This window comes from Levilinea saccharolytica (assembly GCF_001306035.1).
Classification (GTDB): domain Bacteria; phylum Chloroflexota; class Anaerolineae; order Anaerolineales; family Anaerolineaceae; genus Levilinea; species Levilinea saccharolytica.
The window spans coordinates 84,189-104,300 of sequence record NZ_LGCM01000045.1 but is presented as its reverse complement, the minus strand read 5'-3'; the positions used below and the strand labels follow the sequence as shown (position 1 = coordinate 104,300).

15 protein-coding genes are annotated in these 20,112 nt (G+C 62.9%); all 15 read right to left on the bottom strand.

Translation table 11 applies throughout. The features are described from left to right. Positions 1-1,491: a complex I subunit 4 family protein gene (locus ADN01_RS13310; RefSeq protein WP_062417381.1), complete on the bottom strand. Its 1,491-nt coding sequence runs from the start codon at positions 1,489-1,491 to the stop codon at positions 1-3. A 25-nt stretch (positions 1,492-1,516) separates the two neighbouring features. Beyond that, entirely contained in the window at positions 1,517-3,505 is a 1,989-nt protein-coding gene (gene nuoL, locus ADN01_RS13305; protein WP_062417365.1) for an NADH-quinone oxidoreductase subunit L, read from the bottom strand. A gap of 47 nt (positions 3,506-3,552) precedes the next feature. After that, a complete protein-coding gene (gene nuoK, locus ADN01_RS13300) occupies positions 3,553-3,852 on the bottom strand; it encodes an NADH-quinone oxidoreductase subunit NuoK (RefSeq protein ID WP_062417364.1) in 300 nt (99 codons plus the stop codon). A gap of 4 nt (positions 3,853-3,856) precedes the next feature. After that, entirely contained in the window at positions 3,857-4,408 is a 552-nt protein-coding gene (locus ADN01_RS13295) for an NADH-quinone oxidoreductase subunit J family protein (protein ID WP_062417363.1), read from the bottom strand. Between the two features lie 14 nt (positions 4,409-4,422). Beyond that, positions 4,423-4,914, bottom strand: coding sequence for an NADH-quinone oxidoreductase subunit NuoI (gene nuoI / locus ADN01_RS13290; RefSeq protein ID WP_062417362.1), 492 nt, complete (start codon positions 4,912-4,914; stop codon positions 4,423-4,425). A 3-nt stretch (positions 4,915-4,917) separates the two neighbouring features. Beyond that, positions 4,918-5,928 carry an NADH-quinone oxidoreductase subunit NuoH gene (gene nuoH, locus ADN01_RS13285; protein WP_062417361.1) on the bottom strand — a complete coding sequence of 337 codons (1,011 nt, stop codon included), beginning with the start codon at positions 5,926-5,928 and terminating at the stop codon, positions 4,918-4,920. A 7-nt stretch (positions 5,929-5,935) separates the two neighbouring features. Beyond that, a complete protein-coding gene (gene nuoG, locus ADN01_RS13280) occupies positions 5,936-8,443 on the bottom strand; it encodes an NADH-quinone oxidoreductase subunit NuoG (protein ID WP_062417360.1) in 2,508 nt (835 codons plus the stop codon). Between the two features lie 53 nt (positions 8,444-8,496). After that, entirely contained in the window at positions 8,497-9,741 is a 1,245-nt protein-coding gene (nuoF, locus tag ADN01_RS13275; RefSeq protein WP_075071194.1) for an NADH-quinone oxidoreductase subunit NuoF, read from the bottom strand. A 2-nt stretch (positions 9,742-9,743) separates the two neighbouring features. Further along, positions 9,744-10,253 (bottom strand): NADH-quinone oxidoreductase subunit NuoE family protein, encoded by a 510-nt coding sequence (locus tag ADN01_RS13270; protein WP_082142650.1) that lies wholly within the window; start codon positions 10,251-10,253, stop codon positions 9,744-9,746. After that, a complete protein-coding gene (nuoD, locus tag ADN01_RS13265; protein WP_369425844.1) occupies positions 10,250-11,404 on the bottom strand; it encodes an NADH dehydrogenase (quinone) subunit D in 1,155 nt (384 codons plus the stop codon). Before nuoD ends, ADN01_RS13270 begins: the two co-directional genes overlap by 4 nt. Positions 11,405-11,494: 90 nt before the next feature. Beyond that, positions 11,495-12,007 carry an NADH-quinone oxidoreductase subunit C gene (locus ADN01_RS13260; protein WP_062417358.1) on the bottom strand — a complete coding sequence of 171 codons (513 nt, stop codon included), beginning with the start codon at positions 12,005-12,007 and terminating at the stop codon, positions 11,495-11,497. 45 nt (positions 12,008-12,052) lie between these two features. Beyond that, entirely contained in the window at positions 12,053-12,535 is a 483-nt protein-coding gene (locus ADN01_RS13255; protein ID WP_062417357.1) for an NADH-quinone oxidoreductase subunit B, read from the bottom strand. Then, on the bottom strand, positions 12,526-12,882 hold the full coding sequence (locus ADN01_RS13250; protein ID WP_062417356.1) for an NADH-quinone oxidoreductase subunit A: 357 nt from the start codon (positions 12,880-12,882) through the stop codon (positions 12,526-12,528). Before ADN01_RS13250 ends, ADN01_RS13255 begins: the two co-directional genes overlap by 10 nt. A gap of 174 nt (positions 12,883-13,056) precedes the next feature. Continuing rightward, the gene (locus ADN01_RS13245) at positions 13,057-18,111 is read right to left on the bottom strand and encodes a clostripain-related cysteine peptidase (protein WP_062417355.1); all 5,055 of its coding nucleotides are present in this window, start codon (positions 18,109-18,111) and stop codon (positions 13,057-13,059) included. Positions 18,112-18,470: 359 nt separating this feature from the next. Beyond that, positions 18,471-20,105 carry a sigma-70 family RNA polymerase sigma factor gene (locus ADN01_RS20260; RefSeq protein WP_062417354.1) on the bottom strand — a complete coding sequence of 545 codons (1,635 nt, stop codon included), beginning with the start codon at positions 20,103-20,105 and terminating at the stop codon, positions 18,471-18,473. Positions 20,106-20,112 lie beyond the last annotated feature (7 nt).

Genomic DNA, 20,112 nt, shown 5'->3' with positions numbered 1-20,112 from the left:
TTAATGCAGCGCCAGGGCCGCAGATTGAACCGCCGCGAGGATCTGGGCGACGCCGGGTTCGATCAGCCCAAAGAAGGGCTTAGGATACAGGCCAATCCAGAAAATCACCACCAGCAGCGGCAGGATCACCGCCAGTTCGCGCGGGCTGAGATCGGGCAGGCTGCGGTTTTCCGCGTGGGTGATGGGGCCGAGGAAGACCTTTTCCATCATGTGCAGCAGGTAGACCGCTGCCAGGATGACGCCTAGGGTGGACAGACCCGCAAACCAGGGGCTGCCCAACGCCGCCGAGCCAAAGGCCCCCGTCAGAATGGTGAACTCGCCCACGAAGCCGTTCAGACCCGGCAGGCCCATCGAGGACAGGCTGACGATGAGGGCCAGGGCCGCCAGAACGGGGACGCTCTTCCACAGGCCGCCAAAGGACTCCATCAGGCGGGTGTGGCGGCGCTCGTAGAGGAAGCCCACCATCAGGAACAGCGCGCCGGTGCTCAGACCGTGGTTCACCATCTGCAAAATGGCCCCGCTCAGGCCTTCAGCGTTCAGGGCGAAGATGCCCAGCATGACGAAGCCCAGATGGCTGACCGAGGAATAGGCCACCAGCTTTTTGACATCCTTTTGGGTGTACGCCACCGCCGCGCCGTAGAGGATGCCGATCACAGCCAGCCCCGCCATCCAGGGAGCCAACTGCAGGCTGGCCTGGGGGAAGAGCAGCAAATTGAAGCGCAGGAAACCGTATGCGCCCATCTTCAGCAGCACGCCCGCCAAAATGACCGAACCGGCGGTGGGCGCTTCCACATGCGCATCGGGCAGCCAGGTATGCAGCGGCCACATGGGCACTTTGATGGCGAAGGCCAGGGCAAAGGCCGCAAACAGCGGGATCTGCGCGGCGGCGAAGCTGTCGCGAGCGGCCAGCAGGGCCGGCAGATCAAAGGTCTTGGCGTTCCACCCCAGGTACAGGATGGCCAGCAGCATGATCACCGATCCGGCCATGGTGAACAGGAAGAACTTGACGGCGGCGTAGATGCGCCGTTCGCCGCCCCACAGGCCGATGAGGAAGTACATGGGGATGAGGGTGAATTCCCAGAAGATGTAGAACAGCACCAGATCCAGCGCCAGGAACACGCCCAGCATGCCCACTTCCAGCAGCAGGAAGAAGATCATGAAGCCTTTGACCCGTTCTTCCACCGCTTTCCAGGTGGAAAGCACAGCCAGCGGGGTCAGGAAGGTGGTCAGCAGCACCATGAGGATGTTGAGGCCGTCCACGGCCATGTGGAAGTGGATGGGCAGACCGGCGATGCGGAACCACAGGCGGTGAATGCCCACGTCCTGGCGGCCGTATGCGGCCAGCACCCACAGCGACAGCCCAAAGGTCACCAGGCTGGTGATCAGAGCGGTCCAGCGGATGGCCGATTTTTGCTCCGATTTGAAGAACAAAATGACGGCAGCCCCCACCAGCGGGAAAAAGGTCATCAAAAGGATTGGATTCAAAACCATAGTCATCGGTTCGCTCTCCCGCGGCCTAGTTGAACGCCAGGAAGGCCAGCATGAGCACCACGCCAAAGAGAACCACCAGAACGTAGGTGCGCACATAACCAGTTTGAATGCGGCGCAGGCTGCCCGCCGCCCAATGGGTCAACTGCCCCAAACCGTTGGCAATGCCGTCAATGCCGGTGCTGTCCACCGGACCCGAAAGCCAGCTCGCCAGGGCGTGGTAGGGGCGCACAATAACGGCTTGATAGAGTTCATCCACCCACCATTTGTTTTGCAGGGCGCGGAACAGGCCGCCCAGCGGCGCCGCCAGGGGATCGGGGTCGCTGGCGCGCATCTGCCGTTTGCCGTACAGCCACCAGGCCAGGGCGATAGCCGTCAGCGCCAGCAGCACCGAGCCAACCGCCACGGTCAGGTTAAATTCCACCACCAGGCTGTGCTGGAGGGAATGTTCCAGCCAGTGTTCCAGGGTGTAAATCTTAGGCAGGTTGAGCGCGCCGCCCAAGGCCGAGAGCAGCGCCAGCAGGATAAGCGGCACGGTGATGAGGGCCGGGCTTTCGACGGCATGTTCGGCAGCGGTGCTGCGCGGGCGGCCAAAAAACACCAGGAACACCTGACGGCCCATGTAAAAGGCAGTCAGGAAGGCGGCCGCGATCAGCAGGGCAAAGATCGCCGGAGAGGTGTGCAGGGCAGCAGCCAGAATTTCATCCTTGGAGAAGAAGCCCGAGAGCGGGGCAATCCCCGCCAGGGCCAGCGCGCCGATCAGATACACCCAGAAGGTGGTCTTCATGCGCCCCTGCAGCCCGCCCATGTTGCGCATGTCCTGCGGGTCGAAATGGTCTTCCTCGTGCCCATTGTGCCCGTTGTGGGAGTGGGCATGGCCGTGTTCCAGGCCGAGGATGACGGAACCCGCCGAGAGGAAGAGCAGCGCCTTGAAGAAGGCGTGGGTGATGAGGTGGAACATGCCCGCCACATAGGCCGTCATGCCCACCGCGGCCACCATGAAGCCCAGTTGGCTGATGGTGGAATAGGCCAGCACCTTCTTGATGTCATTTTGCGCCACGGCGATGGTGGCGGCGAAGAGGGCTGTCAGCGCACCCACCCACATCACCGCCTGCTGCGCCGCCGGCACTTCCAGATACAGCGGACTGGAACGAGCCACCAGATACACACCCGCGGTGACCATGGTGGCGGCATGGATGAGGGCCGAGACGGGGGTGGGGCCGGCCATCGCATCGGGCAGCCACACAAACAGGGGCAGCTGCGCCGATTTGCCCGCCACGCCCAGCAGCATGAAGAGGGTCACGGCCAGCACCACGCCGGGGGCCGCCTGCGCCAGGGCCGGGGCCTGGGCGAAGATTTCGTCAAAGCTGAGCGATTTGAAGTTCCAGAAGAGCAGGAACATGGCCAGCAGCAGGCCGAAATCGCCCACGCGGTTGACCACAAAGGCCTTTTTAGCCGCCTTGGCGTTGGCGGTGCCGTCCGCGCCTTTTTCAAACCAGAAGCCAATCAACAGATAAGAGCATAAGCCCACGCCTTCCCAGCCCACAAACAGCATCAGGTAGCTGTCGGCGCTGACCAGGATCATCATGGCGAGGATAAAGAGGTTGAAATAGACGAAGAAGCGGCGGTAACGGCTGGGGTCGCCGTTGTGGCGCACATCGCTGTGCATGTAAGCCGTGGCGTAGATGTGGATGAGGGAGCCGACGCCCGCCACCACCAGCATCATCGTCACCGACAGGGTGTCCACGCGGAAATCCCACCCCAGGTTCAGCCCGCCCACCTGAATCCAATCCAGCAGGTGGAATTTTCCCACCCCCGGCTCGCCCGCCAGGGTGACAGCCAGCACCACCGCCACCCCAAAGGCCGCCAGGGCAGCCAGGCTGGCCACCGCACCGACAAATTTTTCACCGAGACGCTGGCCCAGCACCAGGTTGATCACCAAACCGATCAACGGCAGGAAGACCACCCAGGGCACCAGACTTACGGCAGGGTTTTGAAGGGTTTCACTCAGAAGCATGTTCCTCTCCCGTGTCCAAGACACCCGCCGCAGCGGGTGCAGTTGGATCAGCCTTTCAGGCTGCTCATCTGGTCCACATCAATGCTGTGCTTGGTGCGGAAAATAGCCACCATCAGCGCCAGCCCCACCGCCACCTCCGCCGCGGCCACGGTCATCACGAAGAAGACTGAAATCTGGCCGATGATGGTGCCGTAATAGGCGGCAAAGGTGACAAACAGCAGGTTCGCGGCGTTAAACATCAATTCCAAGGACATGAAGACGATCAGGGCGTTGCGGCGCACCAGCACGCCCACAATGCCGATGACGAACATGACAGCCGACAAAGCCAGGTAGTAACCCAACGGCATGGTTTTAGCCCTCCTTCTCGCTCACAGCGGTGATCAGGTCTTTGCTGGCGGGCTTATCGCCGCGGGTCAGCAGGATGGCGCCGACGGTGGCCACCAGCAGGATGAAGCCGGTGACTTCAAAAGGCAGGGCGTATTGGGTGAAGAGGGCCATGCCCACGGCTTCGGGCGCGCCCGCGGTAGCCGCAGCGGGGGGCACGGGGGTAGTCATGTACCCGGCTTTCCACACCCCGAACAGGCCCAATTCCACCAGGAAAACCACGCCCAGGATGACGGCCAGCAGGCGCTGACCTTGCAGCTTTTCTTTGGCGGCCAGGCGTTCTGCGCCCAAGAGCATGATCACGAACAGGAACAGCACCATGATGGAACCGGCATACACCGAGATCTGCACCACAGCGATGAACGGTGCGCCCAAAATCAGATACAGCAGGGCCACGGTGGTGAAATTGCTCACCAGGAAGAGGGCCGAGTAGATGGCGTTGCGGCTGATGACCATCCCCACCGCGGTGATCACCACCACCAGGCCGATAAAACCAAAGAGGATTTCGCCAGGCAGCATGGGATTCCTTCCTTTTAGTCGCTGGGGTCTTGCATGGCCGGCACCGAACGGGTGAACACACCCGGCGGGGTCTCTTGGGGGGTCAGTTGGCCGCCTTCCGCCACCGGCTCCAGAAGCAGATCTTTGGTGTAAATGGAGGCGGCGCGGTCCACAAAAGACAGCTCGTAGTTATCCCCCAGCACAATGGCTTCGGTGGGGCAGGCGTCTTCGCAAAAGCCGCAGAAGATGCAGCGCAGCATATTGATTTCATAGGTGCTGGCGTAGCGCTCACCCGGGGAATAGCGCGCCGCATCCGTGTTTTCGGCGGCTTCCACAAAAATGGCGTCCGCGGGGCAGGCGGCAGCGCACAGGGCGCAGCCGATGCATTTTTCCAGCCCGTTGTCATAGCGCTTCAGCGTGTGGCGTCCCTTAAAGCGCACGCGCACGGGGCGCTTCTCTTCAGGGTATGAGATCGTCACCGGCTTGCTGAAAAAGGCTTTCAGCGTGGTCCACAGTCCTTCGATCATCGCTTAACCTCCTACCAATACAATCACAACGGCTGTGATCACAATGTTGACCAGGGCGACCGGGAAGAGCACCTTCCAGCCGTAGAACATCAGCCGGTCGTAGCGGATGCGCGGCAGGGTGGCGCGCAGCCAGATGATGACAAACAGCCACACCAATACCTTGGCCAACAGGTTGATCGGCCCGGCAAAGCCCCCCAACCATTCGGGCGGCAGCGGCCAGGCATAGCCCCCCAGGAAGAGGGTGGAGCCGATCATGGCCACGGCGATCATCTTGATGTATTCAGCCATGAAGAACAGGGCGAACTTCATGCCGGAATATTCGGTGTGATACCCGGCGGTCAGCTCCTGCTCGGCTTCGGGCATATCAAAGGGGGCGCGGTTGATCTCCGCCAGGGAGGACATGAAGTAAATCAGAAAGGCCACCGGCTGGAGGACGATGAAGGGCAGGGTGCGCTGACTTTCCACCACGTCCACCATGCTCATCGAGCCGGCCATCATCACCGGCGCCAGCATGGCCAGACCCAGGGCCAATTCGTAGCTGATCATCTGCGCTGTGGCGCGCAGACCGCCCATCGTGGCGTATTTGTTGTTGGAAGACCACCCCGCCAGGGCGATGCCGTACACGGAGATGGAGGTGACGGCCACGATGTAGAGCACGCCGATGTTAAGGTCCACCAGATACAGGGGCACAGGCCGCCCAAAGAGCATCACCTGCGGCCCCCAGGGGACCACGGCGGTGATGATCAGCGCGGGGATGACGGTGAGCACCGGCGCAAGGACGAAGACAAATTTGTCGGCGTAGGCCGGGATCAATTCCTCTTTGAAGATCAGCTTAACCCCGTCTGCCACCGGCTGCAGCAGGCCAAACGGCCCGGCGCGGTTGGGGCCGATGCGCACCTGCATGCGCGCCAGCACGCGCCGTTCCAGCAGGGTGACGTAGGCGAAGCCCGCGGTCATGAAGAGGATGATGAAAAGGGACTTGATGACCCATTCCCAGATTAATGCAGCATCCATGCGCACCTCACTCCTTGTTAGCCTGCCCGCTGGGGACAGGCGCCGGTACACGCACGACCACCCACGGCACATTGGGGGTGGGGAAACCCGCGCTGCGCGGCAGGCCAGCCGCATTCAGCGGCAGGTTTTCATCCGCCGCCGCGGGCAGCCGCAGGATCTCATCCCCGGCGGTTATTTCCACTTCCTCGCCGGGCTGAACGCCCAACTGCACCAGCAGGCTGGGGTGCAGCCAGACGGCGCGGGCCGCCAGGCGCTGACCGATCAGCGGGGAATGCCGCACCAGGCTGCCGTGGTCGTACAGGCGGCTGAAGCGCACCAGGCGCAAAGCCCCGGCAGGGACCGGCGCGGGCGCGTAAGCCTTGGGCGCGGGCAGGCTCACCATCTCCGGCAGGGGCAGAGACACGCCCAACCCCTGGGTATTCTCATACGACGTGCCGCCGTAATACAGGTCTTTGCGCCCGATGATGGGCCACTGCTCCTGGGTTTCGGCCAGGCGCTGGTAGCTGATCGCGGCGTAGGCGGGGATCTGAGCGGCGATGCGCTGCATCACCAGGGCGGCGGCGCGGCCTTCCACATCCGTCAGCAGACCCGTGCCCAACTGGGCGGCGATGACGAAATCGGGGCGGGCATTGGCGCGCGGCGGGGTGACGGGGTAAAAGCGCTGCACGCGCCGTTCGCCGGAGGTGTAGGTGCCTTCGCGCTCGGTATAAGCCGCGGCGGGCAGCACCACATCAGCCCGGCGCGCGCTTTCCGTCAGGAACAGCTCCTGCACCACCACAAACCCGGCCTGCTCCAGGGCAGCCGCCAGCGCGGGGTCGTCGCCCGCCGGGTCGGCCCCAGCCAAAAGCACCCCGCCCGCGCCCGCCAGGCTGTGCGCCAGTTCGGCGGGGGCCTGCGGGTGGAAGCCCATGTCCCAGGCGCCCTGGGTGTTGCCGTGCGGCCAAACCCCCACCAGCCCGTTGTTGGGGCGGGCGGTGTGGCCGGTGTGCACCAGCAAATCGGCGGCGGCGCGGGCCAAAGCCTCGGATTCGGCCAGTTCAACCCCGTCGCTGCCGAAGAAAATGACCACATTTTCGGCGCTGCGCAGGGCTTCGGCGGCCTCGCGGAAATCCCCTTCCAGCCCAGCCGGTTCCAGCAGGCTGGCCAGGGCCTGGGCTTGCTGGCCGTAATCGGCGCGCAGGCGCAGGCTGGCAAATGCCTCCAGCCGGGTCGGGCGGGCGCCCAGGGTGATCAGCCGCGCTCCGCGCTGGGCGGCCTGCTTGATGCGCAGCCACCACAGGGGGGCCTCTTCGTGCAGATCGCTGGCGGCCACCAGCACCACCGAACCCGCGCCCAGATCGGCCAGGTTGCTGCCGGGGGCCAGGCCCACTTGAGCGGTCAGGTCGCCGCCGGCCATATCGCTGTACAGCACGGCGCGGCCTTTGCGTGCGGCGGCCAGGGCGTGCAGGTTGAACAGGTCTTCGTTGCTCAGCCGCCCGCCCGCCAGCACCACCAGCTTTTCACCGGCGCTGCGCAGACCCTGGGCAGCGGCCTCCAGGGCTTCGTCCCACGAGGCGGGGGTCAGCTCGCCGTTCCTGCGCACCAGGGGCGTGGAAAGGCGTTCGGGGCTTTCGGTGTAGTGATACACAAAGCGGGCCTTGTCGCAGATCCAAATCTCGTTGACGGCCTCGTTTTGGCGCGGCAGGGCGCGCTTGATGACGGACTTGCCGTCCGAACGGGCCTCGCGGCGTACGTTGTAGGTCAGGTTGCAGCCCACCGGGCAGTGGTTGCACAGCGAGGCGGCGGATTTCAGTTCCCAGGGGCGGGCGCCAAAGCGGAAATCGGCGGTGGTCAGCGCGCCCACCGGGCAGATGTCGGTGGTGTTGCCGGAGAAGATCGAATCAAAGCCCGGCTCAGAATGGGTCATGATCTCCAGCGAGCGCCCGCGCTGGCTGAAGCCCAACACAGGGTCGGCGGCGATGTCGCTTTGGAAGCGCACGCAGCGCGCGCATTGGATGCAGCGTTCGCGGTCGAGGAAGATCAGCTCGCCCAGGGGCACATGCTTCTGCTGGCGCATTTTCTCGTCAAAGAGGAAGCGGCTTTCGCCGGGGCCGTGGGCCAGGGTCAGGTTTTGCAGCGGACATTCGCCGCCCTTGTCGCAGATGGGGCAGTCCAGGGGGTGCGAGGTGAGCAGAAATTCCAACACCTCTTTGCGGGCCGCGGTCACCTTTTGGTTTTCGGTGAGAACCACCATGCCCTCCGAAACGGGGGTGGTGCAGGCCGTCTCCAGCTTGGGGGCAAACTGGATGCGGGGCTTGCCGTCCGGCTCCAGCACGGGCTGTCCGCTGGCGCGGTCCATCACCGGGCGGCCGATTTCCACCAGGCACATGCGGCACATGCCCACCGGTTCCATCTTAGGATGGTAGCAGAACACGGGGATGTCGTTGCCAATCTTCTTGGCCGCATCCACCACCAGCGTTCCGGCGGGGACGGTTACGGTCTGATCATCTATGCTGAGCGTTACCATTTTCGCCATTAATTCTCAACTCCTTCGCGCTCCGGTCAGCGCCGGTGGGCGCGCGGTGGGCTTTATTTGTGCAGAAAATCCTCGCGGAATTTCTCGATGCCAGAAACGACCGCCATGGTGGAAAATTCACCCAGGGCGCACAGGCATTTGCCTTGCATCTGACGGGCAACCGCCGCCAGCAGATCCACATCCTTTTCGCTGCCCTGCCCCGCGGCGATGCGGGTGGCCAGGCGGTTCATCCAGAAGGTTCCTTCGCGGCAGGGGGTGCATTTTCCGCAGGATTCGTGCTTGAAGAAATGCACCGTCTTCTGCACCAGGTCGGCCATGTTCACGGTGTCATCCAGGATGATGACCGAGGCCGAACCCAGGGGGGCGTTAAGATTGTTCTGCGTGGATTCGTAATCCATGGGCGTGTCCAGGGCGGCGTCATCCGCGGCCACGATGGTGGACGAAGCCCCGGCGGACATGAAGGCCTTCACCTGGCCGCCGTTGGGGATGCCGCCGCCGTGCTGGAAGATCAGCTCACGGAAGGGCGTGCCCAGGGGCAGCTCATAGTTGCCCGGCTTGTTCACGCAGCCCGACAGCGAGAAGATCTTGACCCCGGGGCTTTTCTCGGTGCCGAAGGAGCGGTACCAATCCGGGCCGTGTTCCACAATCAGGGGCACATTCGCCAGGGTTTCCACGTTGTTGACCACGGTGGGGCTGTTGTACAGGCCGTGGGTGGCGGGGAAGGGCGGGCGCAGCCGCGGCTGACCCAGCTTGCCTTCCAGCGATTCCAGCAGGGCGGTTTCTTCACCGCAGATATAGGCTCCGGCCCCCAGGTGGGTGGCCAGGCGCAGGTGGTAGGCCGTGCCGAAGAGGTTTTCGCCCAGCAGCCCGGCCTTTTCCAGCTCGGCGATACAGCCGTCCAGCTTTTGGGCCAGCGCCCAGAATTCGCCGCGCAGGTACACGTAAGATTGGTTGGCCTGCACCGCGTAAGAAGCCAGCATCAGCCCTTCCAGGAACTGGTAAGGGTTGGATTCCAGCAGCTCGCGGTCTTTAAACGTGCCCGGTTCGGATTCGTCCGCGTTGGCCACCACGTAATGCGGCCAGCGGTCGTTGGGCAGAAAAGCCCATTTCATGCCGGTGGGGAAGCCCGCACCGCCGCGCCCGCGCAGGCCCGAATTTTTGACCGCCGCCAGCACATCCGCGGGGGTCATGCTGGTGACGGCTTTGCGGAAAGCCTCAAAACCGCCGTGGGCGCGGTACACGTCCAATTGGTGCAGGTTGGGTATTTCTCGGTGGCGCAGGAGGAGATATTGACCCATGCCTAGGCCTCCTTTCCAGCCCGCGCGCGCAGCTCTTCCACCAGGGCGCGCACGGTTTCGAGGGTTTGGTCTTCGTGGTAGGTGATTTGCCCATCCCCTTGCAGCTGGAACATGGGCGCGCGGTGGCAGGCCGCCAGGCACTTGACCTCTTCCAGGCTGAACATGCCGTCAGCGGTAGTCTGGCCGACCTCAATGCCCAGGTAGGCCTTCAGTTCCTGCAAAAAACGGTCTGCGCCGCGCAGCACACAGGGCAAATCGGTGCACACCTGAATGCGGTAACGCCCGCCCGGCTCTTCGTGGAAGAGGGTGTAAAAACCAGCCACCGAAGCCACCTCGGTGGCAGAAACCTCCGCAATTTCGGCGATTTCCGCGATGGCCTGCGGGGTGATGTAGTTCTTCTCGGCCTGCGCCAGGAAGAGGAGCGGCATAACCGCCGAGCGTTTACGCTCAGCCGGGTAGCGCGCCAGGATGCGCTGGACTTCTTGGGGGTATTTGCTCAGCAGCTCGTTCACCGGTCAGCATCTCCCAGAACAATATCAATGGAACCAATGATCGCCACCACGTCCGCCACAAAATGACCGCGGCTGAGCAGCGGCATAATTTGCAGGTTGGGGAAGGTGGGGGTGCGGAAGTGCACCCGGTAGGGCTTGGGGCCGCCGTCGCTTTCTAAGAACACGCCCAGCTCGCCGCGGGGCGATTCAATGGTGGCGTACACCGACCCCTGCGGGGCCGAAAAGCCTTCCGTCCACAACTTGAAGTGGTGGATGAGGGCTTCCATGCTGACGCCGATCTCAGAGCGCGGTGGGGGCACGTATTTGCGGTTGTTGGAGCGCACCGGCCCGTAGGGCAGGCGGTCCATGCCCTGCTGAATGATACGCAGGGACTGGCGCATCTCGGCCATGCGCACCAGGTAGCGCGCGCGCACATCCCCGGCGGTCTCGGTGGGGATGTCGAAATCGTAGGTCTCATAGCCGCTGTAGGGGCGGGCTTTGCGCAGGTCATAGGCCATGCCGGCGGCGCGCAGCACCGGGCCGGTAGCGGCATAGCGCAGGCAGTCCTCTTTCGAGATGATCCCAATCTGGCTGGTGCGTTCCAGGAAGAGGGGGTTATTGTTCAGCAGGCGCTCGTATTCGTCCAACCGGGCGGGCATGAGGGCCAGAAAATCGCGCACAGCGGCCTCAAATTCCACCGGCACATCCCGCCACAAACCGCCCGGCCGCACGTAGGTGGTCATCATGCGCTGGCCCGCGCACATCTCAAAGATGTCCAGAATCAGCTCGCGCTCGCGCATGGCGTACAGGAAGAGGGACATGGCCCCCAGATCCAGAGCCGAAGTGCCCACCCACACCAGGTGCGAGTTGATGCGGGTCAGCTCGGCCAGGATCACACGGATCACCTGGGCGCGCTCCGGCACGTCCAGATCCAGCAGCTTCTCCACCGCCAGGCTGTACACCAGGTTGTTGCCGATGGGGTTGAGGTAATCCAACCGGTCTGTCATCACCTCAGCCTGCTGGTAATTCTTGGATTCCATGTTCTTTTCCACACCGGTGTGCAGGAATCCAATGTCGGGAATACAGCTGACCACCGTTTCGCCGTCCAGCTCCAACAGCAAACGCAGCACACCGTGGGTGCTGGGGTGCTGCGGGCCCATGTTGAGCAGCATGGTCTCGCCGCTGCGGGCGCGGTCGGATACCAGATGGCGGAGTTCATCCACACTGACTTCGCGGATTTCGGTCATGAACGCTCCTCCAGCCTATTCTTTGGGGTGCGGCTTGCGCAGGCTGATGTCGTCAAAATTAAAGGTAAACTGGACTTCTTCATAGCCCAGGGGGTAATCTTTGCGCAGGGGGTGGCCCACCCAGTCGTAGGGCATGATGATGCGGCGCAGATCGGAATGCCCCTCAAATTGGATCCCGAACATGTCCCACACCTCGCGCTCATACCAGTTGGCGCCGGGGTACACGCCCTCCAGCGTGGGCACTTTCGGTTCTGCCGCCGAAAGGGGCACACGCACGCGCAGCAGGCCGTGGTGGCTGACGGAGTTGAACTGGTAAATGACGTGGAAGCGCGGTTCTTCTTGGGGCCAATAATCCACCGCGGTCACATCCACCAGCATCTCAAATTGGAAGCGGTCGCGCAGGGCCTGGGCAGCAGCCGCGATCTGTTCGCGGGCGAGGATCAGGGTGTGCTCGCCGCGAAAGGTTTGCAGACTGGCGCCGAACTCGGCCTGAATCGCATCAACAGCAGCTTGGAGATTTTCGTTCATCGGCATCATCCATCTTCGATCGGGAGAAGGGTGCAGGCAGGGGTATTAAGCCCAGGTTTTGAGCTTTTCTTGTTTGATCTTTTCGTGCAGGGTCATCACCCCGTGAATCAGGCCTTCGGGGCGCGGCGGGCAGCCGGCCACGTACACATCCACCGGCACAATTTCGTCCACCCCCTGCACCACGGCGTAATTGTTGAACACACCGCCGCAGGAAGCGCAGTCGCCCATGGCGATGACCCATTTGGGCGAGGGCATCTGGTCGTAGAGCTGGCGCAGCACGGGGGCCATCTTGCGGCTGACGCGCCCGGCCACAATCATCAGGTCGGATTGGCGCGGGCTGGCGCGCATCAGCTCCATGCCGAAGCGGCTCATATCATAATTAGCGGCCTGTGCAGCCATCATCTCGATGGCGCAGCAGGCCAGCCCAAACAGCATCGGCCACATGGAATTGGTGCGGGACCAGTTGATCACATCTTCCAGGCGGGCGGTGACCACGCCCATGTTTCCGGCTTTTTGCTCTATTCCCATTCGAGCGCTCCTTTCTTCCAGGCGTACACGTAGGCTACCTCTAAAACCAGCAGGAAGACGATCATCAGCCACAGGCCGGGCATGCCCAGGTCGCGGAAGGTGACCGCCCAGGGTAAGACAAAGATGACCTCAATATCGAACAGGATGAAGAGCACCGCCACCAGGTAGTAGCGCACAGACATGCGGCGGCGGCCGGGGCCGTAGGGAACCATGCCGGATTCATAGGGGGAGGATTTGCGTTCGGTGGGGCGTTTGGGGCCGAAAATGGTCCCTAAGACGACCACCAAAACCCCGACGAAGACCGCCAGGCCCAAGATGACAAACAGGGGGAGATAATGTTCGATCATAGGAATCCTTACCGGATAGGTCTTATTTGTGTGTAATGAGTATATCACATGTCCAGATTGGTGGCAATTTTCACATACAAGGGAAATGGAATCATGAATAAATTTCGCGGATTAACCCCGTAAGGGCGAGGTAGTACCTCGCCCTTACGCTCATTTTTGCGCTGCCTCAGCCCGCTACGGCAGCACCTCGATCCAATCCAGGTTAACCTCACCGCTGACGCTTTCCAGGGTGAGGGTGTGCTCCCCGGCTTTGAGCAGCTTGCTGGTCCATACCAGGCCGTCCTCCTGCACCAGCGAACTGGATTGATTCAGGGTGGTCAGGGTCACGCCGTCCACCTTGACGCGCAGCTTGCCCAGCCCCAGGGGCAGGCGGCTGTAGGCCAGGCGGATCTGGCGGCCCTCAAAATTCAACCCGGCGCTGGCGCGCGGGGCCGAAGAGGTCAGCAAAGCCCCGCTGTCCTCCCACAGCCCCAGGGTGGTCAGGTTCCCCAGGTCGGCTTCGTAATGGTTCTCGGTCAGCGCCGCGGCGGGCGCAAACTGGAGTTGGAAGTTCAGATTCGAGCCCAGCGCGCCAGGGGCGGCGGCCACTTCGATATAATACGTGACGCGGCCGACCAGATCCACCGACAGGCGGGAAGTGCCCTCCGCGCCGCCGTTGTCATCCCAGGCCACCAGCTGCGGGGCGCTGCGCGAGCCGTACCACACCCCCAACAGGGTATCATACTGGCTGCCCTCCGTGCTGACGGTCAGCGTGCCGCTGCGCAGTGGGGTAAAGCGGTACCACACGCTGCGCTGGCCCTGGCCGATACCGGGGAAAACCGGGTCGAGCAGGCTGGTGGTGGCGGCGTACACGTCGTCACTGCGCTGGAAATCCGTTCCCGTCAGGCTGTCGCGCACCAGGCGGCCGTAGGCGATGAGGTTGTTGGAGGCCTTGCGCGGCGTGAATTTGGTGCTGACCACCAGGTTCTTGGCGGTGTCGCTCTTGGCGGCAATTTCCACATAGTAGGTCGTGCCCGGGTTCACCGTCAGGCTCACCGAAGAATTCTTCTTCTGGTTGGGGCGGTTGTCATTCCATGCCACCCGCGTCCATTGGTCCGCGGTGCGCGTCCACACCCCCAAAACCGTGTCGTAGTCGCTGCCGAAGGTATTCACCTTCAGCGTCCCGCTGGCGAAAGGTGAAATCTGATACCAGACGGTGCGGTAGCCCTGGAATGGTTTCTTCTGGATGGTGTAGGTGGGGTCGCCCGGGTCAGCCGTGGCAAAATCCACCGACTGCACAAAGCGCGATTCGCGAATCCCGCCCGGCGTTTCCAGCAGCACCGCCCCCGCAGGGGTGTCGTTATCCGGAGGCAGGCCAAAGGCGGCCGTCACGGCGGCGTCGCTGTTCAAAATCACCTGGAAGGGGTTGTTAAGGGACTGATACGTGCCGCTCCAGCCGCCAAAGCGGTAATCCTCCGCGGGCACGGCGGTGAGGGTGAGGGTGGTGTTCTTCAGATATTTGCCTGCAATAGGGCAATTGGGCTCAGGGCTGACCTGCACCTGCCCGCCCTCCAGCGGCTGAACGCTGGTGGTGAGGGTGTAACATTCCAAGGCCGGGCCGCTCGCGCTGAATTTCAGCGCACCGCCCACCCCATTCAGGCCGTACGCGCCGATGCGGAAGTAATAGGTGCTGCCGGCCGCGGCCTGGAAGGAGATGCGCGAGGTGGGGTCGCTGCTGCTGACGTCGTCATTCTCACCTATTTTCACCAGGCTGTCATTTTCCATGCGGAACAAAGCCAGAACGGTGTCGTAATCACTGCCGCTGGTGTGGACGGTGGTGGTTCCGCTGGCGTAGGCGGTGAATTTGTACCAGACGGTGGCCGAAATGGGGATGGTATTGTCGTTGGCGGCGCCGGAATCTTCAACCCCCGCCCCGTAGGTGACCTGGTTGGCCGTGTAGGGCAGGGTGGTGAAGACCGCGGCGTTGGCCGGCAGGTCGTTGGCCGGGGCCGGCAGAGGGGTGTCGTAGAAGGTGTGCAGCCATTCATCCCAGGCGGTGTTGGCGGTGAACTGCAAGATACCCGCCGAGCCGTCGTAATGGATGATGGACGAGGTTTCGCGGACGGGGAAGAAAATGCTGATTCCGTGCGCCGCGGCGTATTGGGCGCGGTTGTGAATGACCGCCGCGCTGACGGCCGTCTGCACGGCCTGGGCGGCGTTTTGCACCGCCGTGTCCGTCACCTTAGCCTGCACCTGGGCGGCGAAATCGTAGAGGTCAATGTAACCGTCCAGGTCAAATTCCAGGGCGGCCAGACGGGCTTCCATGATCTCCCCGGCGTGGTCGGGCGCGGCCGTGATGAGCGCCTGGGCCAGGTTGTGCGTGGCGGTGTTCAGGGCGGTGTAGGGCGCACCCAGGTCCACCGCCGCCTGGGTTTCGGAATTCAAGTAGGAGGTGTAGTAACTCTCCGCAATCTGGGTTCCCAAAGCAGCGGCGGTGATGGCCGGGTTGCTGGTGATGGCGCTGAGGATGGGGGTGTAGGGCCAGCCGTTGCCGGGTTCGGTTTTCTCTGAGCCCACGCGCACCGAAGCGTAGGGGATGATCTGGTTATCCACTTCGGTCATGGCCATCAAGCAGGCGTCAAAGCCCAGCAGATCTATGGGATGCCCGATTTGAGCCGCCGCGGCCGAAAGCACCTGGCGCAGCTCCGGCATTTGCAGATGGTCGCCGTCGGTGGAGTCGCTCAGAATGGATTTGAGCACCACTTCGGGAGAAGCCTGCAGCCAGCCGTCGCCGTGATCCCACAGCACCACGGCGTAATGTTCTGCGGGGTAATTAGTGACCGCCCAGGAGATAAAATCGGTCAGCGCCTCGGGGCTGCCCATGTTCACCTCGCCCAAACTGGTGCCGTTGGCGGCCAGGGGGGTCATGCCGGGGGTGACGTAGAAACGGCGCGTGTCGGTCCAGTTGCCGTAGGTGGTGTCGTAACCGCTGATACGGTCCATCTGCACCACGATGTTAAGATCGGCGTTGGAACCCACCGCTGACATCTCCAAAAAGTCCGCGATGGCGTAAGGCTCCAGGTTGTTGTCGCCGTCCAGGAAGACCATGAAGGTCCAGTCCTTGGGGGCGGCGGGTTCGGCGGTGAATTGGGCGCTCACCGTGCGCGCGGCGTTCATGGTCACGCTGGCGGTGGCCTCCGTGCCGCTGGCGTCGCCGCCCCAGCTGGTGAAGGTGTAGCCGTCCGCCGGGCTGGCGCTGAGGGTCACCACGGTGCCCTCGGTGTATTTGCTGCCGCAGTTGGGGGCGGGGTTGGCCTGCACGCTGCCGCCCAGGGCGGGGTTGGCGCTGGCGCTCAGGGTGTAACAAGGAGCCCCAGCGGGCACAAAGCTGGCGTTAAGGGTCAGCGAACCGCCGGCATCGCTGTAATTGGCGACCTCAATCTGGTAGGGGGTGTCTGCGGTGACGGCCAGTTCCACACGCGACTGTAGGTTGGAGCCCGAAGTGATGTCATCATTAAACGCCCGCAGGGTCAAACTGCCACGGCTGCCCGTCCACACCCCCAGCATGGTGTCATAATTGCTGCCCTGAGTGTCCACGGTGAGGGTGCCGTCCTGGCTGGGGGTGTAGCGGAACCAGAGGGTCTTGTAGCCTTTGATGCCGTAGGCCATGATGGGGTCGTCGGCGGCGGTGGAGGCGCTGTCCACGGTCTGGGTGTGGGTGTAGGGGAAGCTCTGGATCAGCTCCGGCGAGTCGAAATCGTCATTACTGGGAGCGGGAGGCTCCTCATAGAGGATGTAGGCCGCGCCGTAGCCGACGTTGTTCACCCCCCAGCGGATGCGCATGTAGCCGCTGTCGCCCCAGGTGGTGCCCCAGGAGTTGCGTAAAATCCAGCTTTGGGTGGCGTCTTCCCAGCCCACCAGGACGATGCCGTGGTTAACAGCCACCTCCTGCCCGCTGCTGTTGTAACAGGTGTAATTGGTGTCAAACACGCCGTTAGAATAGCCGCCAAAGCCCTCGGCGCACACACTGGCGCTGATGGGACCGTATTCATAAATGGCCTGCTTGATCTTTTCGACCGAAGGGATATAGGCATAGGGATCCACTTCGTTCCAACTGTAAAGCGTATAGGGGTGGTTATACACCGCGCCGCAGGTGCCGTTGGTGGCGGTGTAGGGCTTGGCCGATTCCAACACCGCGCCGGGGGGGTTGCTGTTGGCCCCGTAGGTATCCATGTGATAGTCATGCGCCCACCAGCCGCCGCTGCAGCTCCAACCGCTCTGGTTGCAGGATACCAGGTACTGCTCAGAAAGATCGGTGGTGAGGTTTTCATGGATCAGCAGGGCTGATTCCAACGGTCCAACAGTGCCAAAGGCCCAGCAGCTGCCGCAGCCGCCCTGGTTACGCACAGCGGTGACCACCCCCTGGGTGCGCCAATCGAAAGAGGCGGGAAGGGACCGGATGCTGTCCCCGTCCTGGGCTTCAACCGAAGGTTTCGCGGCCGGCGCGGTCAGCGGAGGCACGGAGAAATCGGGGGCGGGCAGCGGGCTGGTCAGGTTGAGGGTTTCGGGCAAGGCCGCGGCCTCGATCCACAGGCGGCGGGTGGCGTTTTGGGCTTCGAAAGAACGGCGGTACTGCAAGCTCAGCGGGCGGCCGCCAAACCCAGCTGCCTTAATGGAAAGGGTGCTCACGGCGGGCGCGCCCAGCGAGCCGCTGCGGTAGGCGTTCTGCGGCGGCTGGCGCAAAGCCCAGCTTTCCTGCGCGCTGGCGGTCAGATCCCAGGCGTAGCCGGTGGTGGGGCGGCTTTCCAACAGCAACTCCACCCGGCGCACGCTGCCTTCGGGCAGCGCCAGGCTCAGGTCAATCGGCCCGCCCAAGAAGTCAAACTCGCTGCCCAGTTGGGCGTAAAGCAATTGGCGCAGGGCCTCGAAATCGCTCTGCCCTTCCATGCGCAGGGTATATTCCCAGCCTTCCGCAGTTTCACGCGGGCTGCTGACGGCCAGAGAGGCCGCGAAACCGTCCGCGCGCTCGGCGGCCAGGTCGTAGAGCATCTGGCGGGCGGCCTCAGCCCCGCCGCGCTCCTCGGCTTCGGCCTGCGGGATGGGCAGATCCATCTCCAGCACCCAGGTGGGCAAGGCGGCTTGCGCTGGGCCTGCCGCGGGCTGCGGCTGGGCGGATACGTTGATGGTAGAGAAAAGCAGGGCGGCCAGAGCTCCAAAGAGCACGGCTTTACGCAGCAGGGAAGTTTTCATGACCCCTCACAGGTTAGATAGAATGATCAAGCTGATCATATCGCGCGCGTTGGGCGCGGGGTATCCAAGGTGGGTGCTGCAAATCATAGCCATTTGTCATTGCAAACCGCCGTCAGGCGTCGTAGGGGCACGTCGTAGGCGCACGTCGTAGGGGCGCGTCGTAGGGGCGCGTCTGAGACGCGCCCATTACATTCCCGCGCCCATTACATTCCCGCGCCCATTTCATTCCCGCGCCCGCCCAACCATCTTTAATTGTATGCCCGCTAAGTGCAAGCCAACATTACAAATCTGCAAATTGACCCACCGCAGGCGATAAAAAAGCCGCACTCTCGGTGAAGTGCGGCTTTGAGAGGACAAAATCAGATCAAATATTCGCGCAGATGCCGGCTGCGGGTGGGGTGGCGCAGCTTGCGCAGGGCCTTGGCCTCAATCTGGCGGATGCGCTCGCGGGTCACGTTGAAATAGCGGCTGACCTCTTCCAGAGTGTGATCCTTGCCGTCAATCAGCCCAAAGCGCAGCTCCAACACCTGGCGCTCGCGCTCCGAAAGGGCCGCCAGGGCGTTTTGCACCTGTTCACGCAGCATCTCGCGGGCGGCGGCGTCCATCGGTTCCAGGGCGTCGTCATCTTCAATGAAATCGCTCAGCTGGCTGCTGTCTTCGTCACCCACAGGGCGCTCCAGCGAAACCGGCTCCTCCGCCGACTGCAAAATGCGCTGCACCTTGGCAGAAGCCCAGGTGAGGCGGCGCTGCAGCTCAGGATCCAGCGGCAGCCCCTCAGCGCGGCTGCGCATGACCTCGGCCGTGTCCGCATCCGAAAGCATACCGGCTTCGACGGCCAGCTCTTCCTGGGTAGGCTCGCGCCCCAACCCCTGCACCATCGAGCGCTGCACGCGCAGCAGGCGCGTGATGGCCTCAAAGAGGTGCACAGGGATGCGGATGGTGCGCGCCTGTTCGGCGATGTAGCGGCTGATGGATTGGCGAATCCACCAGGTGGCGTAGGTGCTGAACTTGAAACCGCGGGTGGGGTCAAACTTGGTCACCGCGCGCAGCAGCCCCAAATTGCCCTCCTGGATCAGATCCAGGAAAGAGATGCCGCGCCCCAGGTAGCGTTTGGCGATGCTGACCACCAGGCGCAGATTGGCGCGGATGAGGGTCTGGTTGGCTTCTTCGGCCCGCCAGCGGATTTCTTCCAGGTCAATTTCAATCTGCGATTCGGTGGGCGGATTGGCCTCAAAGAAGGCCAGATCCGGCAAAGTGCCTTCCTTTTGCAGGTAGCTGAGCAGCTCAGCGGCCTTATAGGTGGGGAACAGGTACAGGTGAATAAACACCGCGAAGAGCAGCCGCACCAGGGTTTCCCAGGCGGCGTCTTTGCCCCATTGGCCGTTATCCAAAAAGTGGCGCAGGTACGAAGGCGTCTCGCTGTGCCATTGGCGGCGCAGCATCTGCGCTTCGGAAAGCATCAGGCTTAAATCCGGCAGATCCTGCCGCGATTGAATCATAGCCTCCTGGGCAGCCGTCCAACTGGCCAAAAGCTCTTCCACCACGGCCGTATATACGCTCAGGTAGTGCCCCGCCACGCCAGCCGTGGGCTGCACGCGCTTGCGCAGTACGATGAGCACCTGTTCAGCCTCAATGCGCGTGGCCAGGCGGAATTCGCTGTCGGCGTCCAGCAGGTTGATCTGCCCGATCTCTTTTAAATAGAGGCGGACGGGGTCCTCAGACAGTTCCACCGCCAGATTGGGGTCTTCCAGAATGTTTAACGGGTCTTCCAACCCCACTTCGGCCCAATCTTCGCTGGTTTGGGCCAGAGACTGCTCATCGGGCTCTTCTTTTTCCAGAATCTCTTCGTCACCCAGGGCGGTTTTTGGCTTGGCGGCGGCTTTTGCACCGGCGCGTGCTGGGCGGCGGGCCTGACCGGCGGCGGGCGCTTTTTTGCGCTGGCCGGGCTTCGCAGGGGTAGGGGGAGTTTCGGAAGCGGTTCGTTTTCGCGGCATGGCTTAA

Excerpts from the sequence above, each read along its gene's own strand:
- nuoD (WP_369425844.1), bottom strand. The coding sequence starts at position 11,404 with ATGCTGCTCAACATGGGCCCGCAGCACCCCAGCACCCACGGTGTGCTG.
- nuoF (WP_075071194.1), bottom strand. The coding sequence starts at position 9,741 with ATGGGTCAATATCTCCTCCTGCGCCACCGAGAAATACCCAACCTGCAC.
- ADN01_RS13250 (WP_062417356.1), bottom strand. The coding sequence starts at position 12,882 with ATGATCGAACATTATCTCCCCCTGTTTGTCATCTTGGGCCTGGCGGTC.
- ADN01_RS13295 (WP_062417363.1), bottom strand. The coding sequence starts at position 4,408 with ATGCTGCCTGGCGAAATCCTCTTTGGTTTTATCGGCCTGGTGGTGGTG.
- nuoK (WP_062417364.1), bottom strand. The coding sequence starts at position 3,852 with ATGCCGTTGGGTTACTACCTGGCTTTGTCGGCTGTCATGTTCGTCATC.
- nuoG (WP_062417360.1), bottom strand. The coding sequence starts at position 8,443 with ATGGCGAAAATGGTAACGCTCAGCATAGATGATCAGACCGTAACCGTC.
- nuoI (WP_062417362.1), bottom strand. The coding sequence starts at position 4,914 with ATGATCGAAGGACTGTGGACCACGCTGAAAGCCTTTTTCAGCAAGCCG.
- ADN01_RS13310 (WP_062417381.1), bottom strand. The coding sequence starts at position 1,491 with ATGGTTTTGAATCCAATCCTTTTGATGACCTTTTTCCCGCTGGTGGGG.
- ADN01_RS13245 (WP_062417355.1), bottom strand. The coding sequence starts at position 18,111 with ATGAAAACTTCCCTGCTGCGTAAAGCCGTGCTCTTTGGAGCTCTGGCC.
- ADN01_RS13260 (WP_062417358.1), bottom strand. The coding sequence starts at position 12,007 with ATGAACGAAAATCTCCAAGCTGCTGTTGATGCGATTCAGGCCGAGTTC.
- nuoH (WP_062417361.1), bottom strand. The coding sequence starts at position 5,928 with ATGGATGCTGCATTAATCTGGGAATGGGTCATCAAGTCCCTTTTCATC.
- nuoL (WP_062417365.1), bottom strand. The coding sequence starts at position 3,505 with ATGCTTCTGAGTGAAACCCTTCAAAACCCTGCCGTAAGTCTGGTGCCC.
- ADN01_RS13255 (WP_062417357.1), bottom strand. The coding sequence starts at position 12,535 with ATGGGAATAGAGCAAAAAGCCGGAAACATGGGCGTGGTCACCGCCCGC.
- ADN01_RS20260 (WP_062417354.1), bottom strand. The coding sequence starts at position 20,105 with ATGCCGCGAAAACGAACCGCTTCCGAAACTCCCCCTACCCCTGCGAAG.